23 protein-coding genes are annotated in these 23273 nt (G+C 62.7%); 5 read left to right on the top strand and 18 right to left on the bottom strand.

Features of this window, described 5'->3' with window-relative positions:
- Entirely contained in the window at positions 1 to 975 is a 975-nt protein-coding gene (locus KJQ12_RS03080; protein WP_015254573.1) for an aldo/keto reductase, read from the bottom strand.
- A gap of 169 nt (positions 976 to 1144) precedes the next feature.
- On the opposite strand from KJQ12_RS03080, the gene KJQ12_RS03075 reads away from it, so the two are divergent.
- Both KJQ12_RS03075 and KJQ12_RS03070 read left to right on the top strand, forming a co-directional pair.
- Positions 1145 to 1732: a P-loop nucleotide/nucleoside kinase family protein gene (locus KJQ12_RS03075; protein WP_213483436.1), complete on the top strand. Its 588-nt coding sequence runs from the start codon at positions 1145 to 1147 to the stop codon at positions 1730 to 1732.
- 213 nt (positions 1733 to 1945) lie between these two features.
- Positions 1946 to 2428: a C40 family peptidase gene (locus KJQ12_RS03070; protein WP_213483435.1), complete on the top strand. Its 483-nt coding sequence runs from the start codon at positions 1946 to 1948 to the stop codon at positions 2426 to 2428.
- Positions 2429 to 2436: 8 nt separating this feature from the next.
- On the opposite strand, the gene KJQ12_RS03065 is transcribed toward KJQ12_RS03070, so the two are convergent.
- The 7 genes from KJQ12_RS03065 to KJQ12_RS03035 all read right to left on the bottom strand — a co-directional run bounded on the left by KJQ12_RS03065 (position 2437) and on the right by KJQ12_RS03035 (position 8918).
- A complete protein-coding gene (locus tag KJQ12_RS03065) occupies positions 2437 to 3225 on the bottom strand; it encodes an alpha/beta hydrolase (RefSeq protein ID WP_213483434.1) in 789 nt (262 codons plus the stop codon).
- 14 nt (positions 3226 to 3239) lie between these two features.
- On the bottom strand, positions 3240 to 4391 hold the full coding sequence (locus tag KJQ12_RS03060) for a glycerate kinase (protein ID WP_213483433.1): 1152 nt from the start codon (positions 4389 to 4391) through the stop codon (positions 3240 to 3242).
- Positions 4392 to 4459: 68 nt separating this feature from the next.
- Positions 4460 to 5473, bottom strand: a complete 1014-nt coding sequence (locus tag KJQ12_RS03055) for an SDR family oxidoreductase (RefSeq protein WP_213483432.1) — start codon at positions 5471 to 5473, stop codon at positions 4460 to 4462.
- A gap of 37 nt (positions 5474 to 5510) precedes the next feature.
- A complete protein-coding gene (locus KJQ12_RS03050; RefSeq protein ID WP_213483431.1) occupies positions 5511 to 6479 on the bottom strand; it encodes an aldo/keto reductase in 969 nt (322 codons plus the stop codon).
- A 37-nt stretch (positions 6480 to 6516) separates the two neighbouring features.
- Positions 6517 to 7434: an aldo/keto reductase gene (locus tag KJQ12_RS03045; protein WP_015254579.1), complete on the bottom strand. Its 918-nt coding sequence runs from the start codon at positions 7432 to 7434 to the stop codon at positions 6517 to 6519.
- 131 nt (positions 7435 to 7565) lie between these two features.
- Positions 7566 to 8237 carry an SOS response-associated peptidase family protein gene (locus tag KJQ12_RS03040; RefSeq protein ID WP_213483430.1) on the bottom strand — a complete coding sequence of 224 codons (672 nt, stop codon included), beginning with the start codon at positions 8235 to 8237 and terminating at the stop codon, positions 7566 to 7568.
- Positions 8238 to 8387: 150 nt separating this feature from the next.
- Complete coding sequence (locus KJQ12_RS03035) at positions 8388 to 8918, bottom strand: hypothetical protein (protein ID WP_015254581.1); 531 nt, start codon at positions 8916 to 8918, stop codon at positions 8388 to 8390.
- 187 nt (positions 8919 to 9105) lie between these two features.
- Here KJQ12_RS03035 and KJQ12_RS03030 point away from each other — a divergent pair, with 187 nt between their 5' ends.
- Positions 9106 to 10119, top strand: a complete 1014-nt coding sequence (locus KJQ12_RS03030; RefSeq protein WP_213483429.1) for a YpdA family putative bacillithiol disulfide reductase — start codon at positions 9106 to 9108, stop codon at positions 10117 to 10119.
- Positions 10120 to 10142: 23 nt separating this feature from the next.
- On the opposite strand, the gene KJQ12_RS03025 is transcribed toward KJQ12_RS03030, so the two are convergent.
- The 8 genes from KJQ12_RS03025 to KJQ12_RS02990 form a co-directional block, all read right to left on the bottom strand.
- Positions 10143 to 11108: an acetylxylan esterase gene (locus tag KJQ12_RS03025; protein ID WP_213483428.1), complete on the bottom strand. Its 966-nt coding sequence runs from the start codon at positions 11106 to 11108 to the stop codon at positions 10143 to 10145.
- Between the two features lies 1 nt (position 11109).
- The gene (locus tag KJQ12_RS03020; protein WP_015254584.1) at positions 11110 to 11640 is read right to left on the bottom strand and encodes a hypothetical protein; all 531 of its coding nucleotides are present in this window, start codon (positions 11638 to 11640) and stop codon (positions 11110 to 11112) included.
- A 127-nt stretch (positions 11641 to 11767) separates the two neighbouring features.
- Complete coding sequence (locus KJQ12_RS03015; protein WP_015254585.1) at positions 11768 to 14074, bottom strand: thiamine pyrophosphate-dependent enzyme; 2307 nt, start codon at positions 14072 to 14074, stop codon at positions 11768 to 11770.
- A 36-nt stretch (positions 14075 to 14110) separates the two neighbouring features.
- Positions 14111 to 15118, bottom strand: coding sequence for a 2-oxoacid:acceptor oxidoreductase family protein (locus KJQ12_RS03010; protein ID WP_213483427.1), 1008 nt, complete (start codon positions 15116 to 15118; stop codon positions 14111 to 14113).
- Positions 15119 to 15264: 146 nt separating this feature from the next.
- The gene (locus KJQ12_RS03005) at positions 15265 to 16023 is read right to left on the bottom strand and encodes an SDR family NAD(P)-dependent oxidoreductase (protein WP_213483426.1); all 759 of its coding nucleotides are present in this window, start codon (positions 16021 to 16023) and stop codon (positions 15265 to 15267) included.
- A gap of 7 nt (positions 16024 to 16030) precedes the next feature.
- Positions 16031 to 16705, bottom strand: coding sequence for an MOSC domain-containing protein (locus KJQ12_RS03000; RefSeq protein WP_015254588.1), 675 nt, complete (start codon positions 16703 to 16705; stop codon positions 16031 to 16033).
- Positions 16706 to 16885: 180 nt separating this feature from the next.
- Complete coding sequence (locus KJQ12_RS02995) at positions 16886 to 17500, bottom strand: DUF3298 and DUF4163 domain-containing protein (protein WP_015254589.1); 615 nt, start codon at positions 17498 to 17500, stop codon at positions 16886 to 16888.
- 97 nt (positions 17501 to 17597) lie between these two features.
- Positions 17598 to 18320, bottom strand: a complete 723-nt coding sequence (locus KJQ12_RS02990) for a phosphonate ABC transporter ATP-binding protein (protein ID WP_015254590.1) — start codon at positions 18318 to 18320, stop codon at positions 17598 to 17600.
- A 143-nt stretch (positions 18321 to 18463) separates the two neighbouring features.
- Here KJQ12_RS02990 and KJQ12_RS02985 point away from each other — a divergent pair, with 143 nt between their 5' ends.
- Positions 18464 to 18685: a hypothetical protein gene (locus tag KJQ12_RS02985; protein ID WP_213483425.1), complete on the top strand. Its 222-nt coding sequence runs from the start codon at positions 18464 to 18466 to the stop codon at positions 18683 to 18685.
- 113 nt (positions 18686 to 18798) lie between these two features.
- Entirely contained in the window at positions 18799 to 19542 is a 744-nt protein-coding gene (locus tag KJQ12_RS02980) for an HAD family hydrolase (protein ID WP_213483424.1), read from the top strand.
- A 50-nt stretch (positions 19543 to 19592) separates the two neighbouring features.
- On the opposite strand, the gene KJQ12_RS02975 is transcribed toward KJQ12_RS02980, so the two are convergent.
- Both KJQ12_RS02975 and KJQ12_RS02970 read right to left on the bottom strand, forming a co-directional pair.
- The gene (locus KJQ12_RS02975; RefSeq protein WP_213483423.1) at positions 19593 to 21833 is read right to left on the bottom strand and encodes a type IA DNA topoisomerase; all 2241 of its coding nucleotides are present in this window, start codon (positions 21831 to 21833) and stop codon (positions 19593 to 19595) included.
- Positions 21830 to 23032: a hypothetical protein gene (locus KJQ12_RS02970; protein ID WP_213483422.1), complete on the bottom strand. Its 1203-nt coding sequence runs from the start codon at positions 23030 to 23032 to the stop codon at positions 21830 to 21832. Before KJQ12_RS02970 ends, KJQ12_RS02975 begins: the two co-directional genes overlap by 4 nt.
- Positions 23033 to 23273 lie beyond the last annotated feature (241 nt).

Raw genomic sequence — 23273 nt, 5'->3', positions numbered from 1 at the left:
TTACCACGCGTATGCTTCCGGCGCCGAGCCGCCAGGACCCGGGAAAATCTCGTCGATTTCGCGCAGCACATCCTCCGTCAGCTCCAGCTCGACGACGCGCAGCGCGCTGTTCAATTGCTCGACCGTCCGCGGCCCGATGATCGGCGCGGTCATCGCGGGATGCGCCAGCGTCCAGGCAAGCGCCACCACCGCTTCGGATTCGCCGAGCTCGCGGCACAGCTTCGAGAACCGTTCGAGCTGCGGGCGCAGCTTCTCGATCTTGTCCATATGGTTCGCGGAGCGCGAGCCTTGCGGCGGATTGAAATTGCCGGCGAGCACGCCGCCGTCGAGCGGGCTCCACGCGATGACGCCGATGCCGTACTCCTGCGCGGCCGGCAGCACCTCAAGCTCCGGCAGACGGCACAGCAGGCTGTATTTGTGCTGCTCCGACACGAGGCCGAGGAAACCGCGCTTCTGCGCCTCGTACTGCGCCTTGACGAGGTCGCGGGCCGCGAAGTTGCTCGCCCCGACATAGCCGATCTTGCCCTGCAAGATCGCCGTCTCGAACGCGCCGTACAGTTCGTCCCATGTGACATTGCGGTCGACGTGGTGCATTTGGTACAGCTCGATGTGGTCCGTCCGGAGCCGGCGGAGAGAGTCCTCGAGATGGCGGCGGATTTTGTAGGCCGACAGCCCGCGCTCGTCGTTCGGGTTGTTCGGCTCCTCCATACTCTGGTACACCTTCGTCGCCAGCACGACGCGTTCGCGCCTGCCGCCGCCTTGCGCGAACCAGCGGCCGATGATTTCCTCGGTCACGCCCCGGTTTCCGGGACCGCCGTACACGTTCGCGGTATCGAAGAAGTTGATGCCGGCATCGAGCGCCGCGTCCATGATGCGGAATGCTTCCTTCTCGTCCGTCGTCGGTCCGAAATTCATCGTCCCGAGACAGAGTCGGCTCACTTTCAGCCCGGATTTGCCAAGGGTGGTGTACTTCATGTCATCCTTCCTCCTTGCAGTATATATTCCATGTCCGTGTTCCCGCCCCGCCGGAAACAGGATGGAACCGGACACGTTTCCATGCTTTACCCTGCCCTGATGTTTTGATATGCTGGGTCAGGACTTGCTATAACGACTTCATTTGCAATTCATCCGGAGGGAATTGTGCTTGCAGAAACTCGTCTTCTTCGTAGGTGTCGCCGGTACCGGCAAGACGACCATCGCCCGCAAGCTGGCTGAACGGATGCCGGCGGCGTTTCTGGACCGCGATACGGTGGGCGGCCGTTTCGTCGAGCATGCGCTCGTGCAGAACGGCCTGGACCCGAATGACCGCGATTCCGAATACTACAAAAGACATCTTCGCGACCTCGAGTACGATACGACGCGCGACATCTGCATTGACAATCTGGTAGCCGGCCAGAACGTCTTCATGATCTCCCCTTTTACATCCGAACTGAAAAATCCGGACTGGATCGAGGATGTCCTCCGTTCCGCCGGGAAGACGCGCGCCGAGGTCGATGTGAAGATCATCGTCGTTACGCTGGAGAACATGGAGATGCAGAAGGAACGAATCATCGCCCGCCGGACGGAGCGCGACCGCTGGAAGCTGGACCATTGGGAAGCGTTCGCGGCGCGGGCCAGGTTCGTGCCCGACATCCGCTGGGATCTGCCCGACGGAGCCGTCAAAATCTTTGACAACAGCCCGCCGCTCACCGAAGAGCGGGTTGATGAGCTGTACCGGTTCATCCGGGCTTGACCGGAATCGACAAGCTGCCGCGCCGATCGCGGCGGCTTGTCAATTTTTTCGCGCTTCACCATGAGAAAATTCTAACGCGAATCTCATAATGCGCATCCATCCCTCCTTGACCGGGAATTGCCTTTTTCATGGCCGCGAAAGGCTTTCCGGGTGCTGTGGTAAAGTAAGAAACAGCGGCCGGTCGGCCAATCGACAAGGAGGGACAACAGGTTCATGCGTCAAGGTGTCATCAAGAGAAGCCTCGCCGTCATGCTTTTGGCGGCTGTCGGTTACGGAGCAGCCGGCGCTGCGCTGGCGGACCCCGCATCCGCCGCGACCGAACAATCGAAACAATTGATCGAGGTCGGCAAGGAATACATCGGCACCCCTTACCGGATGGGCGGGCTGATCAAGAATGGCGAGCCCGTCGCCTTCGACTGCTCCCTGTTCACCAAGCACGTGTACGCCGCGCTCGGCGTCGAATTGCCGCGCACGTCGAAAGCGCAGGCGAAAGCCGGCGAGAAAGTGGAGCGCGGCAACATCAGCCAGGGCGATCTGCTGTTCTTCCGCACGAACGGCAAATCGATCAGCCACGTCGCGATCTACGTCGGCGACGGCAAAATGATCCATGCATCATCGAATCACGGCGTGACGATCTCGGACATGAATTCCTCGTACTGGAAGAAGCGTTTCGTCACGGCGCGCCGCGTCCTGTGACGGACCGGTCAGGCACGCTCCAGCGGCAGCCATTCGAGCACCCGCTGGATGTGCCTGTCCCAATATCCCCACTCATGCTCCCCTTCGTCGTAAACGACGGTCAGGTCATAATTCGTCTTCTTGCACGCTTCGGTAAAATTCAGATTGTCCTGATACAGGAAATCGCTGGTGCCGCAACACTGGTACAGCTTCGGCTTCAGCGCGTCCGCATGGCCGGTCTGCTCCAGCAGCCAGAGCAGATCGTGCTCCGTGCCGGCGATTTCCAGTTCCGGGCCGAAGATCTGCTCGAACATCGGGCGGAGGCTCGAATCGAACGGCCGGTTCAAATGGTTTGCCATGTCCAGCGCGCCGGACAAGCTGGCGGCGGCGGCGAACATTTCCGGCTTGCGAAGCGCCCACTTGAAGGCGCCGTAACCGCCCATCGACAGCCCGGCGACGAAATTGTCCTCGCGCCGGTCCGAGAGCGGGAAGAACGAGCGCGCCAGCTGCGGCAGCTCCTCGGTCAGGAAGGTCCAGTACTTCCCGCCGCTGTGCATGTCGGTATAGAAACTGCGGTGCACCTGCGGCATGACGACGGCCAGCCCGTAAGGCGCCGCATAACGTTCGATCGAGGTGCGGCGCAGCCAGATCGAGTCGTCGTCGCTCAGGCCGTGCAGCAAATACAGCGTCTTGTGGCGTCCGGAGGACGCTTCCCCCTTCATGCCGATCTGCTTTGTCGTCTGCTGCGGGAGGATCACCGTCATCGTCGTGCTCAGGCCGAGCACTTCGGAGAAGAAATGACATTGAATAAGGGCCATCTCGATACCGTCTCCTATCCCGTGTTGTGATGTCTTGATGCAGCGGCGATCAGCCGGAACACGCTCGCCGCGCGTTCCTCCGCCCACTGCTCGGCTGAAGCCATCGCTTCTTCCGGCGGGCACGGGCCGGGCGCCAGCGGGAATGCCGCCGTCAGCCCGAGGCGTTCCGGCAGCCCGGGGTCCGGTTCGACGCTTCCGCACAGGGCGATGACCGGAACGCCTGCCTTCCGCGCCGCCTCGCATACCCGGCTGATCAATTTACCCGATGCCGTCTGGCTGTCCAGCCGGCCTTCGCCGGTTATGATCCACGAAGCGCCGCGGATCTTGTCCGCGAATCCGGCAGCTTCCATGACGAGCTCGGCTCCGGGCCGCATCTCGGCGTTCAGGAAAGCGATCAGCGCCGCGCCCGCGCCGCCCGCCGCGCCGGCTCCAGGCATGTCACGCACCTGGATGCCCGTGAATTGCGCGGCGATGGCCGCATAGCGCTCCAACGCGGCATCCAGTTCCCGAACCGCCGCGTCGTCGGCGCCTTTCTGCGGTCCGAACACGGCCGAAGCGCCGGCCGGTCCTGCAAGCGGATTCCTGACGTCGCAGGCGGCGACGAACCGGCTCTCCCGGATGCGCGGATCGAAGGACGATCCGACGATGGCCGCGAGCCGGGCCAGCGCGGCGCCGCCGCGTTCCAGCTCGCGTCCGTCTTCGTCCAGCAGCCGCATGCCGAGCGCCTGCAGCAGCCCCGCGCCGCCGTCATTCGTCGCGCTTCCGCCCAGCCCGACGATGAACGAACGAATGCCGGCATCAAGCGCCGCTTTGATGAGCAGCCCGGTGCCGTACGTCGTGGCGCGGCGAGGATCGCGCTCCCCGGCGGCCAGCCGCGTCAGTCCCGACGCCTCCGCCAGCTCGATGACAGCCGTCTTGCCGTCGCCGAGCACGCCGTAGCGGCCTTCGATCGGTCTTCCGAGCGGATCGACCGTCGGGACGAAGCGGATCTCTCCGCCGGTTGCCGCCACCAGGTTCTCCATCGTCCCTTCCCCGCCGTCCGCGAGCGGCAGCTTGACGATTTCGGCGTCCGGCAGCACCGACCGGATGCCGCTTTCCATCGCGTCGCACAATCGGGCGGCGGCTGCCGACCCTTTGAACGAGTCGGGTGCCAGTACGATTTTCATGCTGGAGCCTCCTGTCATGCCGCATGAGCGATGCAACAAGCATGGCTGAAACGGCCTGAGGGCCGGCGTCATCCGCCGGCCGCAGTCCGGGCGCGCTCATGCGCCTCGATCAGCCTGTCGCATCGCGCGTTCCACTCTTCGTCCACCGCGCAACGCTCGGGCGCAGCTTCGAACCAGGCGATCGTCTTCCGGATGCCTTCGGCGAACGGCACCTTCGGCTTGAAATCCGGCACGAGCGCGCGGATCTTCGAATTGTCGAATACGGCGCTCACCGCCTTGTCGCCGAGCAGCCCGCCTTCCATATCCGGCCAATGCGAGATGATGAAATCCGAGGCGATATGGACGAGCTTCGGCTCGATGCCGGCCGCCCGGCCGATGGCCTCATAGATCTGGTTCCACGTCAGCACTTCGTCGGACGTGATGTGGTACGCTTCCCCGATCGCTTCCGGCCGGCCGAGCAAGCCGGCGAATCCGACGGCGAAGTCCGTGTTGTGCGTCATCGTCCAGAGCGACGTGCCGTCGCCGTGCACGATGACCGGCTTGCCGCGCCGCATCCGGTCGACGATCGACCACGGCTTCTCCCAGCTGTTGATCGCGGCCGGAATCATCGTGTCGCCGTATGTGTACGACGGGCGGACGATCGTCACCGGGAACCCGCTGGCCTTGTGCTCGTCCATCAGCAGCTTCTCGCAGGCGATCTTGTCCCGCGAATACTGCCAATACGGGTTCTCGAGCGGCGTCGATTCCGTGATGATATAATGCCGGAGCGGCTTCTGGTAAGCCGACGCGGAGCTGATGAAGACGTATTGTTTCGTCCTGTCCCTGAACAGCTCGATATCCGCCCTGGCTTGATCCGGCGTAAAGACGATCCAGTCGACGACGGCATCCCATTCGTGGCCGCGCAGCGCTTCCGCTGCCGATGCGGCATCCCGGATGTCGCCTTCGATGACTTTCGCCCCTTCCGGGACAAAATCCTGCCGTCTGCCGCGATTGAACAAATACAACTCGTGGCCTTGCGAGATGACAAGCCGGGACACCGCCTGGCTGATCAAGCCCGTGCCGCCGATGAACAGCAGTTTCATGCCGGTCAGCTCCTTCCATTCAGGCCTTCCGCGGCGCTCATCGGTAGAAATTGCGTACCCAGCGGTGCGGCTTCACCTTCGCAATCTTGCCCGCCGGCAGCCCCTTGCCGTCGCCGACGGCCATGTTCCGCTCGACGTTGCGGACCGTCCGCATGCCCGGAATGACGGTCGAGACGGCCGGATGGCTCAGCACATAGCGCAGCGCTGCCTCCGGCATGTCTTCGAGGCCGATGCCGAGATCGGATGCGATGCGCTGCACGCGTTCGTACACTTCCTTCTTGCGGTCGCCGGCAAAATAAGACGCGCGGAAATCGCCTTCCGGGAACGTCGTCTCCGGCGTTATGCGCCCCGTCAGGCCGCCTTCATCGAGGGCGACGCGGACGATGACGCCCACGTTGTGCTTCTGGCAGGCCGGCAGCAGCTGATCTTCCGGGCTCTGGTCGAACATGTTGTAGATGACTTGCACGGTGTCGACAACGCCGGTCTCGATCAGTTTGAGCGCGTTGTTCGGCTCATGGTCGTTGATCGAGATGCCGAAATGGCGGATTTTGCCCTGATCTTTCAACTTCTGCACCGCTTCCAGCCAGTCGCCTTCGCCGACCCATTCGTCCGACCAGACATGGAACTGCTGCACGTCGATCGTGTCCAGACCGAGGTTGGCCAGGCTCCGCTCCGTGCAGGCGATGACATGATCCGCCGGAAACGCCTCGGACACCGGGGTGCCCAGACGAGCCGGCCATATCCGGTTCTTCGGCGGGATTTTCGTGGCGACATACACGGTCTCGTTTCGGCCGCGGACAACTTCGCCGACGAGCTTCTCGCTGTGGCCGGCGCCGTACTCGAGCGCGGTGTCGATGAAATTGCAGCCGAGATCGATCGCCCGGTTCAGCGCGCGGATCGATTCTCCATCATCCGCGCCGACCCAGCCTGTATTGCCGATCCCCCAGGCGCCGAATCCGACTTCGGATACTTGCAGTCCGGTTCTTCCCAATGCGCGGTAGAACATGCCGCTTCCCCCCTAAATTCAAATCAGGCATCAAAAATCAGCGCTGGTACGTATCCTTCGGTCCCATGCCGACGGCGTCCAGGCGCCGCTTCGCTTCCTCATACACATCGGCCGGCAGCGGTCCCTTCTCGGCCGCGCGCACGTTCTCGTGGAGATGCTCCGGACGCAGCGTGCCGACGATCGTCGTAGACAGATGCGGATTGCTGAGCGTGAAGCGCAGCATGAATGCGGTGCGGCTCTCGCCTTCGTCAAGCAGCTCGTCCAGCTTCGCCTGCTCCCAATACGCCCACCGGTTCACCGGACCGCGTCCCGCCCCGGGTTCGCCCTGTCCGACGCCGCCGCGGATGATGATGCCCGCGCCGGTCGCCGCCGCCTGGGCGATGATGTCCTCGTGTTCCCGCTCGATCGCCGAGTACGGGATCTGGAACGTGTCGAATTCGCCGGACGCGATGAACGGCTGGATGTTCGGCATGTAGGAAGAAATGCCGATCCACCGCGCCTTGCCGGCTTTCTGGATCTCTTTCAGCGTCTCGACCAGCTCGCCTTCTTCCGCCTGCTGCGGCGTCGGGCCGTGCAGCTGCAGCAAATCGACATAGTCGGTCCGCATCCGCTTCAGGCTGGTGTCGATGTTGTGCAACAGGTTCTCGCGCGTCCATACGTGCGGCGTCTCGTCGTGATCGCCGCAGTTGACGAGCGTGCAGCCGCATTTCGTCGCCAGGATGTATTCGCTGCGGCGCTTGCTGATAAACCGCCCGATGTACTCCTCGCTCATCCCGTAGTCATAGGACGTGTCGATGAACGTGATGCCGGCATCCAGCACCGCGTTCAAAATGGTTTCCGCCTGTTCGTCCGTCACCGCTCTGCCGCTCCATACCCGCCGCCCGCGAATTTCCATGGCGCCGTAGCCCAGTTTGGTCACCTTGAGACCCGTTCTTCCGAGAATCGCCGTTTCCATCCGTTTCTCCTTTCGCTGCCCGCCAATCGCTGAATTTTCAAAATTCGTGACATCGTTTCCATTATAGCGGAAAACGCGTGTTTACAACAGGACTGAAACGGATGTAAGTTGGTAAACCCGAGTTTAGCGGGTCAAGCCTGAACTGTGCGTTCGAGCCGCCGGACGTCCGTATGGACGACCCAGCGCGCTTCATCGGGCACATCGAAGAAACCCGGCCATGCGCTGCTCACTTTCCGGTCGGGATTGAGCCATTCTTCCGCCTCCGCATCCCCGAGCAGCAGCGGCATGCGGGAACGGACGTCTCCATGTCCCCCGCGGCTGTCTGTCGTCACGATGGTGAACGCGCGATGCAGTTTGCCGCTTCCGTTCACAAACTCTTCGTACAGTCCCGCCATGCCGAACAGACCGCCTTCCTTCGGCATCATCCGTACGATGTGGCACAGCCGTCCGTCCTCCCTGAGCGTGGCCAGCGCCGTCCCGGGCACGATGCATCGCTGTTTCCGGACCAGCCGTTCGAATATCGGCTTGTCCAGCACGCCGTGCAGGTCGGCATGCACGGAATCTTTCGCCCAGAACGGGAACAATCCCCAGCGGGCATCCACCAGCCTCCGCTCGCGGCGCCGGCCGACGATGATCGGAACGGGATCGGTCGGCTCCACCGCTTCTTGCGGTTCATATTCCGCCGTAATCTTCACAATTTCGAATCGGTCGCGGATTTCATCCAGGCTGCTCGTGAGCGCAAACACTTCGCGCACCTCCGGCTTCAGGCTGCGCCGAAGCCGCCATCTGCGTTTTGTCATCATGCCGGTTCGCTCCATTCCTTCGGGATATTCGAACCTAGCATGTCCCAAAACGCACCCGATTATTTCCAATGCGCGCACAAAACGGAACGCAAAAAAGCCCTGAACCTCCTCCGGTTCAAGGCGACGGTCGATCCTGCAATGCGCCGGCTGTCACAGATCCCGGCTGGTCTCCCAGTCCAACTCCGTCCCGACTTCCACCGCATATTCAAAATCTTCGATATCAAAAACCTGCACGGGCACTTCCGCTTCGATGATGCGGTCCTGCAGTTCGAGCTGGTCGGTCAGCAGCGGCACCTGGTATTTCATGGCCGTCAAGATCTGCTCCGTCTCGATCGGGTCGAACGTCTCGCCGTATTGCGCGTTGTCGATGGCGTGGATCACGATGAATGAGACGTTGTCATTCAAGAGGAGCGGCGAGCTTTCCCGCCAGGGCACCTGCAGGGCGCGCTCGATTTTCTTCTTGTTGAGCGGCTCGGCGAAAAATTCGATCAGTTCGCCGATTTTCTGCTTGACGTGACGGTCGTCATCGGGATCGTCCATGACAGGCTCCGGCCCTTCTTTCATATCGTACAGTTCCATGATGGTTGAATAAGGGATGATATAGTCGACAGGCCGGGACGGTACAAGCAGCTGCCCGTAAGTCGCCACCATTACGGCCTCGATGACAAAGCGCCGACGCATGGATGAATCCTCCTTAACGTTGTCGATCACTGCCGGGTCGTCAGCAGGATTGAGCGGCATGCGTTTCGCCCCTATTATACACGATTCGCTCATTTGTACATAGGTCGATTCGTTGATCCCCGCCGCCTTGCGCATTACAATGAGACTATCAGCGCCGCGGCATGCGGCACGGGAGGTTTTCGTCATCATGCAAGCACAGGAAATTCACAGGGAAAACATCATCATCATCGGCGCCGGACCGTGCGGTCTCGCTGCCGCTGTCGAACTCAAGAAGATCGGGCTGAATCCGCTCGTCATCGAGAAACAGAACGTCGTCCATTCGATCTCGCGGTACCCGGTCTACCTCGAGTTTTTCAGCTCGCCGGAGAATCTGGAGATCGATGACATTCCGTTCACGACGGCCGGACCGAAGCCGACGCGGCTTGAGGCGCTGCATTATTATCGCACGGTTGCGCTTCGCAGAGGCGTCCGCATCCATACGTTCACGACCGTCGAACGGCTGTCCGCGAAGCCCGAAGGCGGTTTTGCGCTCGAGGCGCGCCGCCGGGCGACGCGCCCGGTCCGCTACGAGGCGGATATCGTCATCGTGGCGACCGGATACTTCGATCATCCGAACCTGCTGGACGTTCCCGGCGAAGATTTGCCGAAAGTGACGCATTTCTTCACCGAAGCCCATCCGTACACGAATACGGACGTCGTCATCGTCGGCGGCGCCAATTCCGCGGTGGATGCCGCGCTCGAGCTCGAACGGGTCGGCGCGCGCGTCACCGTCGTTCACCGCGGCGAGACGCTCGCGCGCGGCGTGAAGCCGTGGGTGCTGCCGGTCTTCATGGCCAAGGTTGACAAAGGCGCCGTCAAGCTCATGCTCCGTTCGAAAGTCGCCGCGATCGCGGAAGAAACGATCGACATCGAGACGCCGGACGGGATCGTGACGCTGCCGAACGACTTCGTGCTGGCGATGACCGGCTTCCACCCCGACCGCCGCTTCCTGTCCGAAGCCGGCGTCGTCATCGAGCCGGAAGGCTGGCCGCGCTACGACGACGAGACGATGGAGACGAATGTGCCGGGCCTCTATCTTGCCGGCGTCGTCGCTTCCCGCAACGAAGCGAACGAGATTTTCATCGAATCCGGCCGCTTCCACGGGCGCAAGATCGCCGCGCATCTGCTGGCGACCGGGCGGATTGCAGGCGTCCCCCGCTGATCCGCGCGGCGGCCGTTCCATCGTCAGGTGAGCGCCGGCACATGCCGCTTCAGGAAAGCGTAGACGGTCCGTCCGTGTCCCGCAGCCGTGAAGTGTCCCGCGAACGGGAACGGCACGATCGTCTTCTGTTCCGACGCAATGCCGTTGTAAGCGGCGTAGATCGTCTCCGGCCAGCACACCATGTCCTTCAGCCCGGCGGAGACGAGGATCGGATAGCGGATGCGGTCCGCACAGTTGACGGCGTCGAAATAGCTGAGCGTGGCGAGCACCCGTTCGAGATGCTCCGGATGCCGGTTCACGAACTCGGCCGCCTCCGAGAGCGAGCCCGTCGAATTGAAAATGCCGAAATCCATCTGGCACATGTTCGGAATGTCGGCCACCGCGGCCGCAATGCGCGGATGGAACGCCGCGGCAAGCAGCGTCAGCCCGCCGCCCTGGCTGACCCCCATCATCGCGATCCGGCCGGGATCGACTTCGGGCTGGGCGGCCGCCCAATCGACGGCCTGCAGCGTATCCAGCACGATCGCCTTGTAATAGCAGGTGTCCTTGTCCAGGATGCCCTGGGTGATCCAGCCTTTCACCGCGCCGTAGTCGGTGCCCGCCCGGTTGCCCGTCTCGCCGCCCTGTCCGCGCACATCAAACGCCATGACGGCGTAGCCGCGCAGCAGCCAGGCGGCATACTGCTCCGGATCACCCTTCGAACCGGTGTAGCCGTGCGCGATGACAAGGCAAGGATACGGCGCGCTGGCGGGCGGCGGCGGCAGCAGGAACCAGGCGCGGACCGGCGTGCCGCCCCACCCGTCCAGCTTGACCCGGTACGCCCGGACGCCGGGAAGCTCCGGATCGGCCTCGGTTCTTGCCCCCTTGCCGCCGAGTTCCGCGCGGATGTCCATCATCGACGACCAGAACGCCTCGTAGTCGTCCCGCGCCGTCCGCACCGGCTGTATGGCGGCCAGCGATTCCATCTTCCGCCGAATATAGTCCGTCAAATCAGCCGTCCCGCCTTTCTTCGGCTCCGGGTTCCGGCGAGCGGCCGGTATCGTGCAGGAAGGTATGAATCCGCTGCATCCGGATCACTTCGTTCGGTTCCAATCCGGTGCGGAAATAGGCGTACATATAGGCCGCTTCCAGAAACGCAAGCGCCGGATAGACCACGATCTGTCCGTTCGTATACGGGTTGTCGAGCAGCACCTGCCATTCGCCTTCCCGATTGTCCGGAGGGATGCGGCGAAAGACGTCGCGTTTGTATGCGGCGATGGATGCGAACTCTTCCCAGATGCGGGCCCACGAAGGGCTGATCCGTCCCGGCTCGGGCAGCACGTCGCGCCCGCGCCTGATCAGCCGCTCGGCTTCTTCCTGCTGCGGCTCGTCGTATTGCCGCAAGAATGTGCGGAAATCTTCCAGAAAAACGCGCACCGCGGCAAATCCGCCTTTCCGCAGTTCATCGCCGAACACCGCTTCCTGATCCGGCGCCAGTTCCCTGAACCGGGCGAACGATCCGGCCGCCTTCGTCATCGGCATCCCACAAATCCTCCTTGTGTCACGTCCTGAATTTCAGCTTGGCCGGAAGCCGGACAATTTCAAACAAACGGCGCAGCCCCCCTGACGGAAGGTGCGCCGTAGCCTATTGTTGCTTCAGGCCTCCGGATTACAGGTACGGATTCTCGTGCTTCGCTTTCAGACGCTGCCAGCGCCGCTCGACTTCGTCCTCGAACGACTTCAGCGCTTCGGCGTATTCCGGACGCGCCAGGTGGCGCGTCTTGCCCATCCGTTTCAGCCAGTCGGACACCGGAATCCGCTTGCCCTTCTCCTCGGGGTTGTACGTGATGTTCGTCACCCCGTGCTCGACCTCGTAAAGCGGGAAGAAGCAGCTGTTGACCGCGTCGTCGATGAGCTCCTGGCCGATCTTCTCTTCCGAGAGCCAGTTCAGCGGACAGGTGATCAGAATCTTCCCGTAGACGAGGCCTTCGTTCTGCGCGTAATATTGCGCCTTCGCCGCTTTGCGGACCAGGTCCAGCGGCTGGCTTTCCGCTCCCGTAAATACATACGGAATGTTCGTGGCCGCCATGATCTGCGGCGTGTCCTTGTGGTGGAACAGCTTGCCGCCCTGATGCTTGCCGACGTTCGAGGTCGACGTCCGGTGGCCGAGCGGCGTCGAGTACGACAGCTGCGCGCCCGTATTCATGTAGCCTTCGTTGTCGTATTCAAGGATGATCATCTTATGATTGCGGAGCGCCGCGCCGATCGCCGGACCCATGCCGATGTCCATGCCGCCGTCGCCCGTGATCATGACGAACGTGAAGTCGTCCTTCAGGCCGAGATGGTCAAGCTCGCCGCGCCGCTTGCGCTCCCAGAACATCTCGACGACGCCGGACAGCGTCGCGGCACCGTTCTGGAACAGGTTGTGGATATACGTCGCCTTGTGGGACGAGTACGGATAACCGGTCGTAACGACCATCGCGCAGCCGGTCTGGAAGAGCGCGACGATGTCGCCCTCGATGCCCTTGAAGAACAGCTCGAGGCCGGAGAAGATGCCGCAGCCCGGGCAGGCGCCGTGTCCCGGCGCAAGCCGCTTCGGTTTCTTCGTCAGATTGCGGAGCGGCGGAACCTTCACTTTCAGTTTGCCCGTTTCCTCGTCCTTCTCCACCGTGATGAGGCCGGTCTTCAGGTCCTCGTACTTCATCGGCTCGAGAACCCGCTTCGGCGCCTTGGCCGGGTCGCCCGGCGTATGGCCGTAATAGTCGAACGGCTTCTCGACATAGCCCTTCTCCGCCGCGTCGATCGCAAGCTCGAAGAAATGATGGCCGTCTTCGGCGTAGAAGTCCTTGCCGCCTAGGCCGTAGACCCGGCTGATCACCTTCGTCGTCGAGTTGCCGTGCGAGAACAGCGCCGCCTTCACTTCGAGCGTCATGTTGCCGCCGTAGGCGCCGTACGAATCGGCGCGGTCGCCGACCGTAACCGCCTTGACGTTCTTCAGCGCTTCGGCGATTTCCTTCTGCGGGAACGGGCGGATGATGTTCGGCGTGATCGCGCCCGCCTTGACGCCCTTCGCCCGGAGCTGGTCCACGACGTCCTTGATGATCTCCGACGCCGAGTTCAGCAGGAAGACGGCGACCTCCGCGTCTTCCATCCGGTACAGATCGAGCTTCGGATAATCGCGGCCGGTGAGCACGGCGTACTCTTTGCGGATCTCTTCAAAGACGTCCGCCGCGCGGTACATCGCTTCCGATTGCTGATAACGGTTGTTGATGAAGTCCGGTTCGTTCATGTACGGGCCGACCGTGATCGGATTGTTCCGGTCGAGCACGTGCGGGAACCCTTCCGGCGGCTGCTCGCCGATGAACTTGAGCACGTCTTCGCGGTGCGCGAACGTCTGCACGCGCCGCTTCTGGTGCGACGTGAAGTAGCCGTCCGACGCGACGATGACGGGCAGCCGGACATCCGGATGCTCGGCCAGCTTGATCGCCATGATGTTCATGTCGTAGACGGCCTGCGGATCGCGCGCGAGCAGAATCGGCCATCCCGTATTGAGCGCGTAGTACAGGTCGGAATGGTCGCCGTGGATGTTGAGCGGTCCCGACACCGAACGGCAGACCAGGTTCATCACCATCGGGAAGCGCGTGCCGGATTGCACCGGCAGCTGCTCCAGCATGTACAGGAAGCCGTTCGCGCTGGTCACGTTGAACACGCGCCCGCCGGCGACGGAAGCGCCGTAGCAGATGCCGGCCGAGCCGTGCTCGCCGTCCGCCGGAATCAGCTTGATGTCATGCTGGCCGTTCGCCTTCATGAGGTCGAGGAATTGCGCAACCTCGGTGGACGGCGAAATCGGGAAATACCCCATGACATGGTAGTTGATCTGATGCGCGGCGTAAGCCGCCATCTCGTTGCCGGATTCATAGACCATCCGCTGCTCGACCGTGCCGGCCGGGCGTTCCTTGCTGATCTCGATCGCCATGCTCTTTCACCTCGCAGATGAATTGTCGGCGGAGCCTTACCCGTTCGCGAGCGCGAAGCGGTGCGGCACGCGGTGTTCCTCGCCGTAGCCGTCCGTCTCCCGCTCGGCCGTAAGCGCTTCGGTCGGGCAGGCGACGACGCATTTCAGGCAGCCCTTGCAGTACTGATAGTCAATGCCCTGCAGGAACATCTGCGGACGGCCTTTCTTGTCGGGCTTCTCTTCCCAGACGAAGCAGAAGTCGGGGCAGGCCGTGTCGCAGGCCGCGCAGTGGATGCATTTGTCCTCATGGAAATGCGGCATCATGCCCGCGCGGGAAATGCTGAGATCCTTCAGGATGCTGTTGCCCGGATTCGTGACCGTTCCGCCGATCGGCTGCGTTTCATACCCGAGGATCGGAATGTCCCAGCGGGTCGGCTTCGGCATTTCGACGCCTTCGGCCAGACTGAACGTCTGGAATTTCACTTCGTTGTAGCCGCGCTCGAACGTCCGGATCGCCGGTTCAACGGCTTGCGGATACTTTTTCTCGAGCGACTTGCGAATGACGCCTTTCATGAATTCGGGATCGAGGAAATCGCACAGTCTGAACAGTCCGCCCAGCATCGCCATGTTGACGCGGTTCTTCTCTTCGAGCGCGATGCCCGTCGCGTCGACGACCGCGATCGTGCCGCCGAGCAGCTTCAGTTTGTCTTTGAGCTGTTCGGGCGACTTGGCCGAGTTGACCAGCACGATGCTGTCTTCGTAGATGCCGCTGATGACGTTGACCGTCTTGTACAGGTTCTCATGGAAAATGCCGACGATATGCGGCCGCTCGATCGGAGTCGTGTCCCGGATATGGACATCGGGCGCGCAGAAACGGATATGCGCCTTGACCGGCGAACCTTTCTTCTCCGAGCCGTAGGATGAGAAACTGACACCGTTGAATCCGCTTCCAACGACGCCTGCTTCGGCCAGCATCTTGCCGGCGAGATTGGCGCCGAGTCCGCCGATGGATTCCAGGCGAATCTCAAAGAAACCAAGCCCGTTCGTCTTCGGCAATACAGCCATGTCCCCACTTCCTTCTCGATTCGATTGGTCTTCCGTGTGCTCCTTCTCCTGTCGATGCGGCGACTATCGCAGCGATTTGCTTCTAGTATAACAGCATATGCCGAACTCTGAAAGAGGAGGCAGAAAATTGTGTGTTTTCACATAAATCAGGGCTCGTAGATCATTTTCTTCGTCATGCCGCCGTCGACGGTCAGGTTGATGCCGGTGACGAAGTCGTTCGCCGGATCGGTCAGATAGAAGCACGCCCGGACGATGTCGTCGGGCCTGCCGACGCGCCCCGCCGGATGCTGCGCGTGGTCGATGCCGCGCAGGGCGCCGTAATCGCCCGTCTCGATCCAGCCCGGGCTGATGCAGTTGACGCGGATGCCGTCCGGACCGAGCGACGCCGCCAGCGCGTGGGTCAGCGCGACGATCCCGCCCTTCGACGCGGCATAGGCTTCCGTATGCGGCTCCGACATGAACGCGCGCGTCGAGGCGATGTTGACGATCGAGCCGCCCTTGCCGGCGCGCCGCATCCGCATGGCGGCTTCCCTGGCGCACAGGAAAGCGGCCCGGAGGTTGACGCTCAGCACGCTGTCCCATTCTTCCCAGGTCAGCTCGTACGGGCTTTTGGTGATGCCGAACCCGGCGTTGTTGATGACAATGTCCGCGTGCAGCGACTGTTCATCCATGGATTGAAACAGCTCTTCAATCTGTTTTGGTACAGCCAGATCGGCAGGGATAAAAACGACATCCGCCTCCCCCGTGACGCCGCGAATCCGGCTTGCGATCTCCTCTCCCCTGCTGGTGTTCACATCGGTCATGACGACGGGATGCCCCGCCTTCGCGTATGCTTCGGCCAGCCGGCTGCCGATTCCGCCGGCCGCGCCGGTGATCAGCACGCGGCCTTTCGCCGCCTCATTCATCTTCCATTCACTCTCCCGCTTCGAGTTTGGCAAGTCTGCCGGCCATCATGTCCCGCCAGTCCGCCGACAGCCCGTCCGCTTCGAGCACGCGCCGGATGGCGTCCCTGTCGCGCTTGCGGTAGGCCGCGGTATGCGCCGCTTCTGCAACGGTCGGGCTGTCCGTCCGTTTTTCGATCCGCGTAATCCGGTCGCCTGCCGCAACCGCCCCTTCTTCGAGGACGCGGAAATACCACCCGGTGAAGCCCGACTTCAGCACTTCGTCCGGCAGCAGAGGCCTGCCGTGGCGCATCCCCAGCTTGAAACAGGGCATGCGCGGCTGCGTCACCTGGAACAGGGCGGTGCCGATGCGGAAGATGTCGCCGATATGGACGTCGGTCTCGCGGTATCCGCTGATGGAGAAATTTTCGCCGAACGCGCCGAAGCCGCACGGCTTCCCCCACAGATTTTCCCAATAGGAGCGGTGATCGTAGGTGTATACACATGCGGCCCGGTCAGGACCGCCGTGATTCACTTTGTCGGCCTGCCCGTCGCCCGGCAGTCCATTCCGCAGCGCCCGCACGGGACCTTCCGCCGGAACTTTCAGGATGCCGCTCTCGACCGTTTTCGAACCATGCCTGAGTTCGGCCGGCATGCCGACGTTGACCGACAGCAGCGCGCCTTCGCCGGAATTCGTCTCTTTCACGCCCTCACCCTTCATTCATTCTATTTTTTGTCATTATACCGGCATTGCGGCGGCGCGGACAATGAAATTCATCACTGCGCATCCGGCGCATGGATATAAAAAATCGACAGCGGCGATGCGGATGCCGCTGTCGAAATGCGAATCTTCATGCATCTTCCTGCGCTTGCCCGGGAAATGCGTTCAATCATTGACGTTCATGACCCCGAGCGGGCTGTCCTCGCGCACGATGTCCGACAGATCGAAGACCGATATCGGGAAATACGGGAAGCCGAACACGTAAGGCGTAATCTCGTATTGCTGGAAGTACAGCACGAGCGCGCGGTCGGCAATGTAGAAGTCCGTGTCCGGGGTGACGGTCACCTGCGTGTTCTCGTACACGGGGATGTCCCGCCGCCGGACCTGCTCCCGGACCATCTCCGTCAGCCGCTCGAGATACGGGCTGCCGGGCTTGAACAGATCGCCGAGCTTGTGGACGCGCCCCGTATCGGTATCATACGTTCGCGACGTCTGCAGCGTCCGGCCGTGCGCGCCGCCGGTGTAGGCGTAATTGTACAGCGATATGCTGAACACGCCCCGCTCGTTCGTCTTCACTTCGAACCAGCCGAGCATCTCGGCGCGCGGATCGTCGAGCGGTCCCTGCTGCGCTTCCAGCGAACGCTCCGCCTCCTGCAGCGACTGGCGGATGCGGCTCTGCGCCTCCAGATTCGGAAGGCCGCTGATGAACGGCGACCAGATTTCGGTCTTCGGCCGCGTCAGACGGACGGCCTGCACGATGAGGGGCAAACGGAATGCCATGCGCCAATGCACCTGCCTTGAATGGAATGGTACATTCTATGCAGGCGCCCGCCGCGTCATATCCGACCCGTCATCCCCGTTTCCGGCATGTGCCCTGTTACAGCATCGACCGTTCGCGGCCGGTCAGCCGCCGGCCGGCGACATCGAAGACGACGCGCCCTTCGCTCAAGCCGACGATGCGGTCGGCGAATTTCTCCGCCCATTCGAGATTGGACAGCACCGCGACTATGGCAATGCCGCGTTCGCACATCGCCTTCAGATCCGTCAGAATCCGCTCCGCGGAATGCGGATCGAGGCCGGTGACCGGCTCGTCGAGCAGAAGTGCGCGCGCGCCGTGCACGAGCGCCCGGGTGATGGCGACGCGCTGGCGTTCGCCGCCGCTGAGCGCGGACGCTTTCATGTGCGCCTTGTCGAGCAGGCCGACCTGTTCGAGCACATCCATGACACCCATATAGTCATCGTTGCGGACCGAGCCGATCATTCTGCGCCAGAGCGGCGTCTGATACCGCGTGCCGACGAGCGCGTTCTTCAGCGCGGTGCGGTTCGGATTGAGATCGGGCTTTTCTTCCAGATAGGCGATCTCCCGTTTCACGCGCATTTTCGCCTTCCATCCGCCCTTGAACACGTCTTCGCCGTCCAGCAGCAGCCGGCCGCTCGTCCAATTCTCGCGCAGCGCGAGACACTTCAGCAGCATCGACTTGCCGCTGCCGCTCGCCCCGGCCACCGCGGTGAACTGCCCGCGCTCCGCCGTAAAATCGACGTCCGCAAGCACCGTTTTGCCGTCGACAAGCCGTTTGGTCAATTTTCTCGCTTCGATCATGTCGCCCCTCCAACGTCCCAGCTTGCTCAAAAAATAGTCTAAGGGAATCGAGAAATACTTTCCACGCGAACAAATGTTTGCTATAATGGGAACAAGAACAAATGTTCTCCTTATGTATTCCAGGTGATCCGGAGGTGTCGATCATGAGAAGCTGCGAGCATTACCGGTTTATCGAACGCCATCGCCCCTGGCGGGACCTGACGTTCAAGTTCTATTCGGACGGCGCCCTGACCATCATTGACAACACCTCGGATACCGTCCTCTCGCCCAAGGATCTGAAGGGAGACAGCCTGGATTTCTACGTCAGGAAGCGCATCGCCTTCATCAAGAACGACCTCGCCCGGAAGCGTGCCTTGTATGCGTAACCGGATCCTTGCCGGGACCCGCCGATTTGACTGGCGGGTTCCGATCCGTTAGATTGAGGGAGACCGCAGCTTGCAGGATAAGGCATGGAAAACTGTCAGCAGCCGGAGGCCATATGAGACAGACGATCCTGTTCGACCTTGACGATACGCTTGTTCATTGCAATCGCTATTTCTTCATGGTCATCGACCAGTTCGCGGACTGGATGGCCGACCGGTTCAGGCGGGAAGGTCTCGACCCCGCCGAAGTGCGCCGCGTGCAGGCCGAGATCGACATTGCCGGCGTCCAGATCGTCGGCTTCGACAGCGAGCATTTTCCCCGCTCGTTCGTCGAGACGTACCGGCATTTCGCCGCGCAGTTCGGCGTGAAACCGTCGCGCGACGACGAGGAGACGGTGCGGCGGCTCGGCCGGAGCGTCTACGAGCTGGAGACGGAACCGTATCCGCACATGGAGGAAACGCTGGACCGGCTGAAGGAAGAAGGCCATGAGCTTCATCTGTATACCGGCGGCGATCCGGAGATTCAGCGCCGGAAGATCGACAAGTTCAATCTGCAGCGCTATTTCGGTTCGCGCATCCATATCCGCCGGCACAAGAACGCCGACGCGCTGGAGCAGATTGCCGCATCGTGCGGTTTCGACCGCGGCCGCACCTGGATGATCGGCAATTCGCTGCGCACCGATGTCATCCCCGCGCTGAAGGCCGGCATTCACGCCATCCATGTGCAGGCGGAGACGGAGTGGCAGTACAATATCGCCCGTGTCGACGTCGAGCCGAAAGGCGCGTTCATCCGCCTGAAACAGCTCAAAGATGTACCCGAGGCCATCGCCGGTTACGTCCGCTCGCGGATGGTCCGCTGACAAGGAAGGGCTTGGCGCTGCCGTATGGCGCGTCAAGCCCTTGTTGTGGTTTATTCGGGTTCCGGTGCGATTTCGCCGGTCGCCGGGTCGACCAGTCGCAGCCGGCCTTTCGCCTTCGTGCCGTCCGGGAGCGTCAGCACAAGCGGCCTCGTCCTGCCGGATGTCGCCAGCGACGCCGCCATCGCGGCGCTGATCCGCTTGCCGGCGGACTGCTTCCAGATGACGAACCGGCAGCCCTCGCGGTAGCGGGAGCAGCCGTATCCCCGCTTGCCCTCGATGAGCGTGCCGCCGCAGCCCGGGCGCGGACAGGGGGCGATGGCAGCAGGCTGACGCGCCTTGCCGCGGGCGGCAGCGGAACCCGCGGGTTGGGCCGCCGCTTGTGTCCGCCTCGCTCTTCCCTTCTTGCCGGACCGGCCGCCGCGTTCCGGTTCGGCGAATGTGCCCGGCGGCACCGGGCGCTGCATGCGGACGAGCTCGACGATCTTCACCGCGAACCGCCGCACATTGTCCATGAACGGCTCGTCGGACGCTTCGCCGCGCGAAATCTGATGCAGCCGCTGCTCCCAGCGTCCCGTCATCTCCGGCGACGTGAGCAGCTCGACACCCGCCCCGCGGATCAGCTCGACCGCGGCGACGCCCTTCGGCGTAATCTCGATTGCCCGGCCTCTCAGCGCGGCATACCCGACCTGCTTCAGCCGTTCGATCGTCGCGGCGCGGGTCGCGGGTGTGCCGAGCCCGGTTTCCTTCATTGCCTCGCGCAGGTCTTCGTCCTCGATCATCCGGCCCGCCGACTCCATCGCCTTCAGCAGCGTGCCTTCGGTGTACGGCTTGGGCGGCTTGGTCGTTTTCTCCGCGATGTCGACGGCTTCGCACCGGACCGGCGCATCGGGATTCAGCGTGAAGCCGCCGGTGACAAGCTGCGTTCCGTCTTCGTCGTCTTCTCCTTCCCGGCTGCCGTGTCTTCCCTTCTTGCCGTTCCCGCCGTCATCCGTCTCGAGCACCGCTTTCCAGCCGGCGTCAAGCTGTTCCTTGACCGTCGTCTTGAACGTCTCGTCCGCCGCTTCCGTCACGATCTCATGCACCCGGTAAACGGCCGGCGGGTAATAATGGGACAGGAACCGGCGCACGATCATATCGTAAAGCTTGCGCTCGTCGGGCGTCAGGCTGCCCGGCTTTTTCGGCGTCGGAAGTATCGCGTGGTGATCTTCCACCTTCGCCGGATTGCAGACCGCCTTGTTGCCGCGGTGGACAAGCCGCATGTCGGCTCCGGCGGCAACCCGGGTGTACGGTTCGAGCTCCCGCAGCATGGCAAGCGCCTTGTGCATGTACGGAATGTTTTCCTCCGTGACATAGCGGGAACTGGTGCGCGGGTAAGTGATGACCTGGTGCCGTTCGTACAGCGATTGGGCGAGGTCGAGCGTTTTCTTGGCGGAAAAACCGTACTTCGCGTTCGCCTCCCGCTGCAGCAGCGTCAGGTCATAAAGCCGGTATGGATATTCCTTCTGCTCGCTTACGTCATATTCGGCGATCCGGCCGGTCCGGCCCGCGGCCTTCGCGGCGATCGCCTCCGCCGCCTCGCGGCTCGTCAGCCGCTCGCCCGTCCGGATGCCGCGATAGGCCGTATTTCCGGAGAGAAACCGCCCGTGAACGGTGTAGTAGACTTCCGGCCGGAACGCTTCGATCTCCTTGTGCCGCTCATAGAGCAGGGCGAGCACGGGCGTCTGAACGCGTCCGGCGGACAGCAGCGTGCGGTGACGGATTGTAAACGCCCGCGAGGCGTTCATCCCGATCAGCCAGTCCGCCTGGCTGCGCGCCCGCGCCGCCCGCGTCAGCGCGTCGAACTCGCGGTCGCTTCGCAGCTCGGCGAAGCCGCGGCGGATCGTCTCCGGCGTCAGGTCGGATATCCAGAGCCGGTCGACGGGATGATGCAGCTTCAAATATTCCCGGATCAAATGGAAAATGAGCTGCCCTTCCCGGCCCGCGTCGCAGGCGTTCACGATGCGGTCGCACCGTTTCGCCAGCTCCGCGATGACCTTGAGCTGATCTTTCGTCTTCGGGTTCGGTTGCAGCTTGAATGCCGCGGGCAGAATCGGCAAATCTTCGTCCCGCCACTTCTTGTATTTGGCGTCGTAGCTTTCGGGTTCGGCGAGGCTGACCAGATGGCCGATCGCCCAGGTAATGATGTAGCGTTCGCCTTCCAGATAGCCTTGCCGCCGGGCGGCGCCCGGTTCGATGACGCGGGCGATCGTCCGGCCCATGTCCGGTTTCTCCGCGATGACGAGTGTCTTCACCCGCTTGTAACCGCTCCTTCCCCGCCGCCTGATATGTATCGTTCCATGGTGCTGAACAGGGCGTTCACGCCGCGATGCCAGAGCGGATCTTCGGCGTATTCCCGGTTGATCCATTCGACCGGATCGACGCCCGCCGGCCGCTCCCGGCTGAGCCGGATGATTGTGCGGGCGGCGACTTCCGCCGAATGGGCGGTCGTCGTATTGAATTCCTGCCAGCTGTGATACACGTTGAACGGATTGTTGGCGATCAGTTCGGCTTGCGGGTGATCCTCGGGCACGAATCCCTGTTCCTGGCCGGTAATCGCGAACAGGAGCAGCGGATGGATGTCGAATTCATACGCCGTATCCATGATCGTCGAAAAATAAGGTTCATGCCGCAGCAGCGAATGGCGCGTGGCGAGGTACTCCCGCAGCTTGTCCGCATCGATCTCCTTGTAGCGAAACCGTACCGGCAGCTCGTTGCCCTCGACCCGGCTTGGGCTCGGCGTCAGCGTATAGTCGTAGGACACGGATTCGGGCATCGGCGGAGGAAATGCCGACATTCCGTTCTTTTTCGAAGCGGCCGTAATACCGTATGCCGACATGCCGACGGCGAGCAGCGCCGCGAGCGCCGCATAATGCCAGCGCATGGGTCGCGCCGGCTGGTCCGGCTGTCCGGAGGCGTGGTCCGGCTGCTTCGGGAACGGCACGACGACGGCCCCGGACGAATGTTCCGCAGCCGCCGCGGAAGCCGGAGACCAGCGGCCGGCATCGGAGGCCCGGCAGGCCGCGTCTTCCGTGTGCTCCGCTGCCGCCGTCCGCAGGGCGTCCCAGGCCTGCAAGCCGTTGTCGGCGCCGGCGAGGGCCGATTCGAGCGTCTCTGCCGTGATTGCCGGGCCGAGCCGTTCGGCCGCCCAGGCTTGCAGCGCGCGCAAATGATCCGGTTCGCGCCAATCAAGCCGCATGATCTGCTCGAGCACGTCCGCGGCCGCGACCGGCCGCCGGCCGGCAAGCACGACATGGCGGATGAGCGCGTCCGTCACCCGGCGCCGCAGCGGGCCCTCGAAAGCCGGCAACTGCCGTTCGATGGCGCGCCGCACGGCGTCCGCGACGATCTCCGCATGCCGCTCGCCGGGCAGCGAAGCATATTTCGTTCGCACATAACTCCGGATTCTGCCGACGTCCCCCGGCGTCAGGATCAGCACGTCTCCGCCCAACACAAGCTACCGCTCCCTTGCGCTGCTGTTGGTACATGTTGCGAGTGTTATTGCTGCTCCTGATTCTACCATATTTCAAGGCGGCAGCGTAAGAGATTGAGAGAATGCCGGGTGCAGGATGCCGCTGCTGCGCGGCATGGCGTCCGGAGCGCCATGGTGTCGGGTCCGCCGCAGCTCATGCCCCCAAGCAAAACGGGACCGCCCGAAAGTCATCCGCAACGGTGACTCACGGGTCGGTCCCTCC

Source organism: Thermobacillus xylanilyticus, assembly GCF_907165215.1.
GTDB classification, from domain to species: Bacteria; Bacillota; Bacilli; order Paenibacillales; family Paenibacillaceae; genus Thermobacillus; species Thermobacillus xylanilyticus.
Note: the sequence above shows the minus strand (reverse complement) of the source record. Positions and strands in the feature narration are given on the sequence as shown.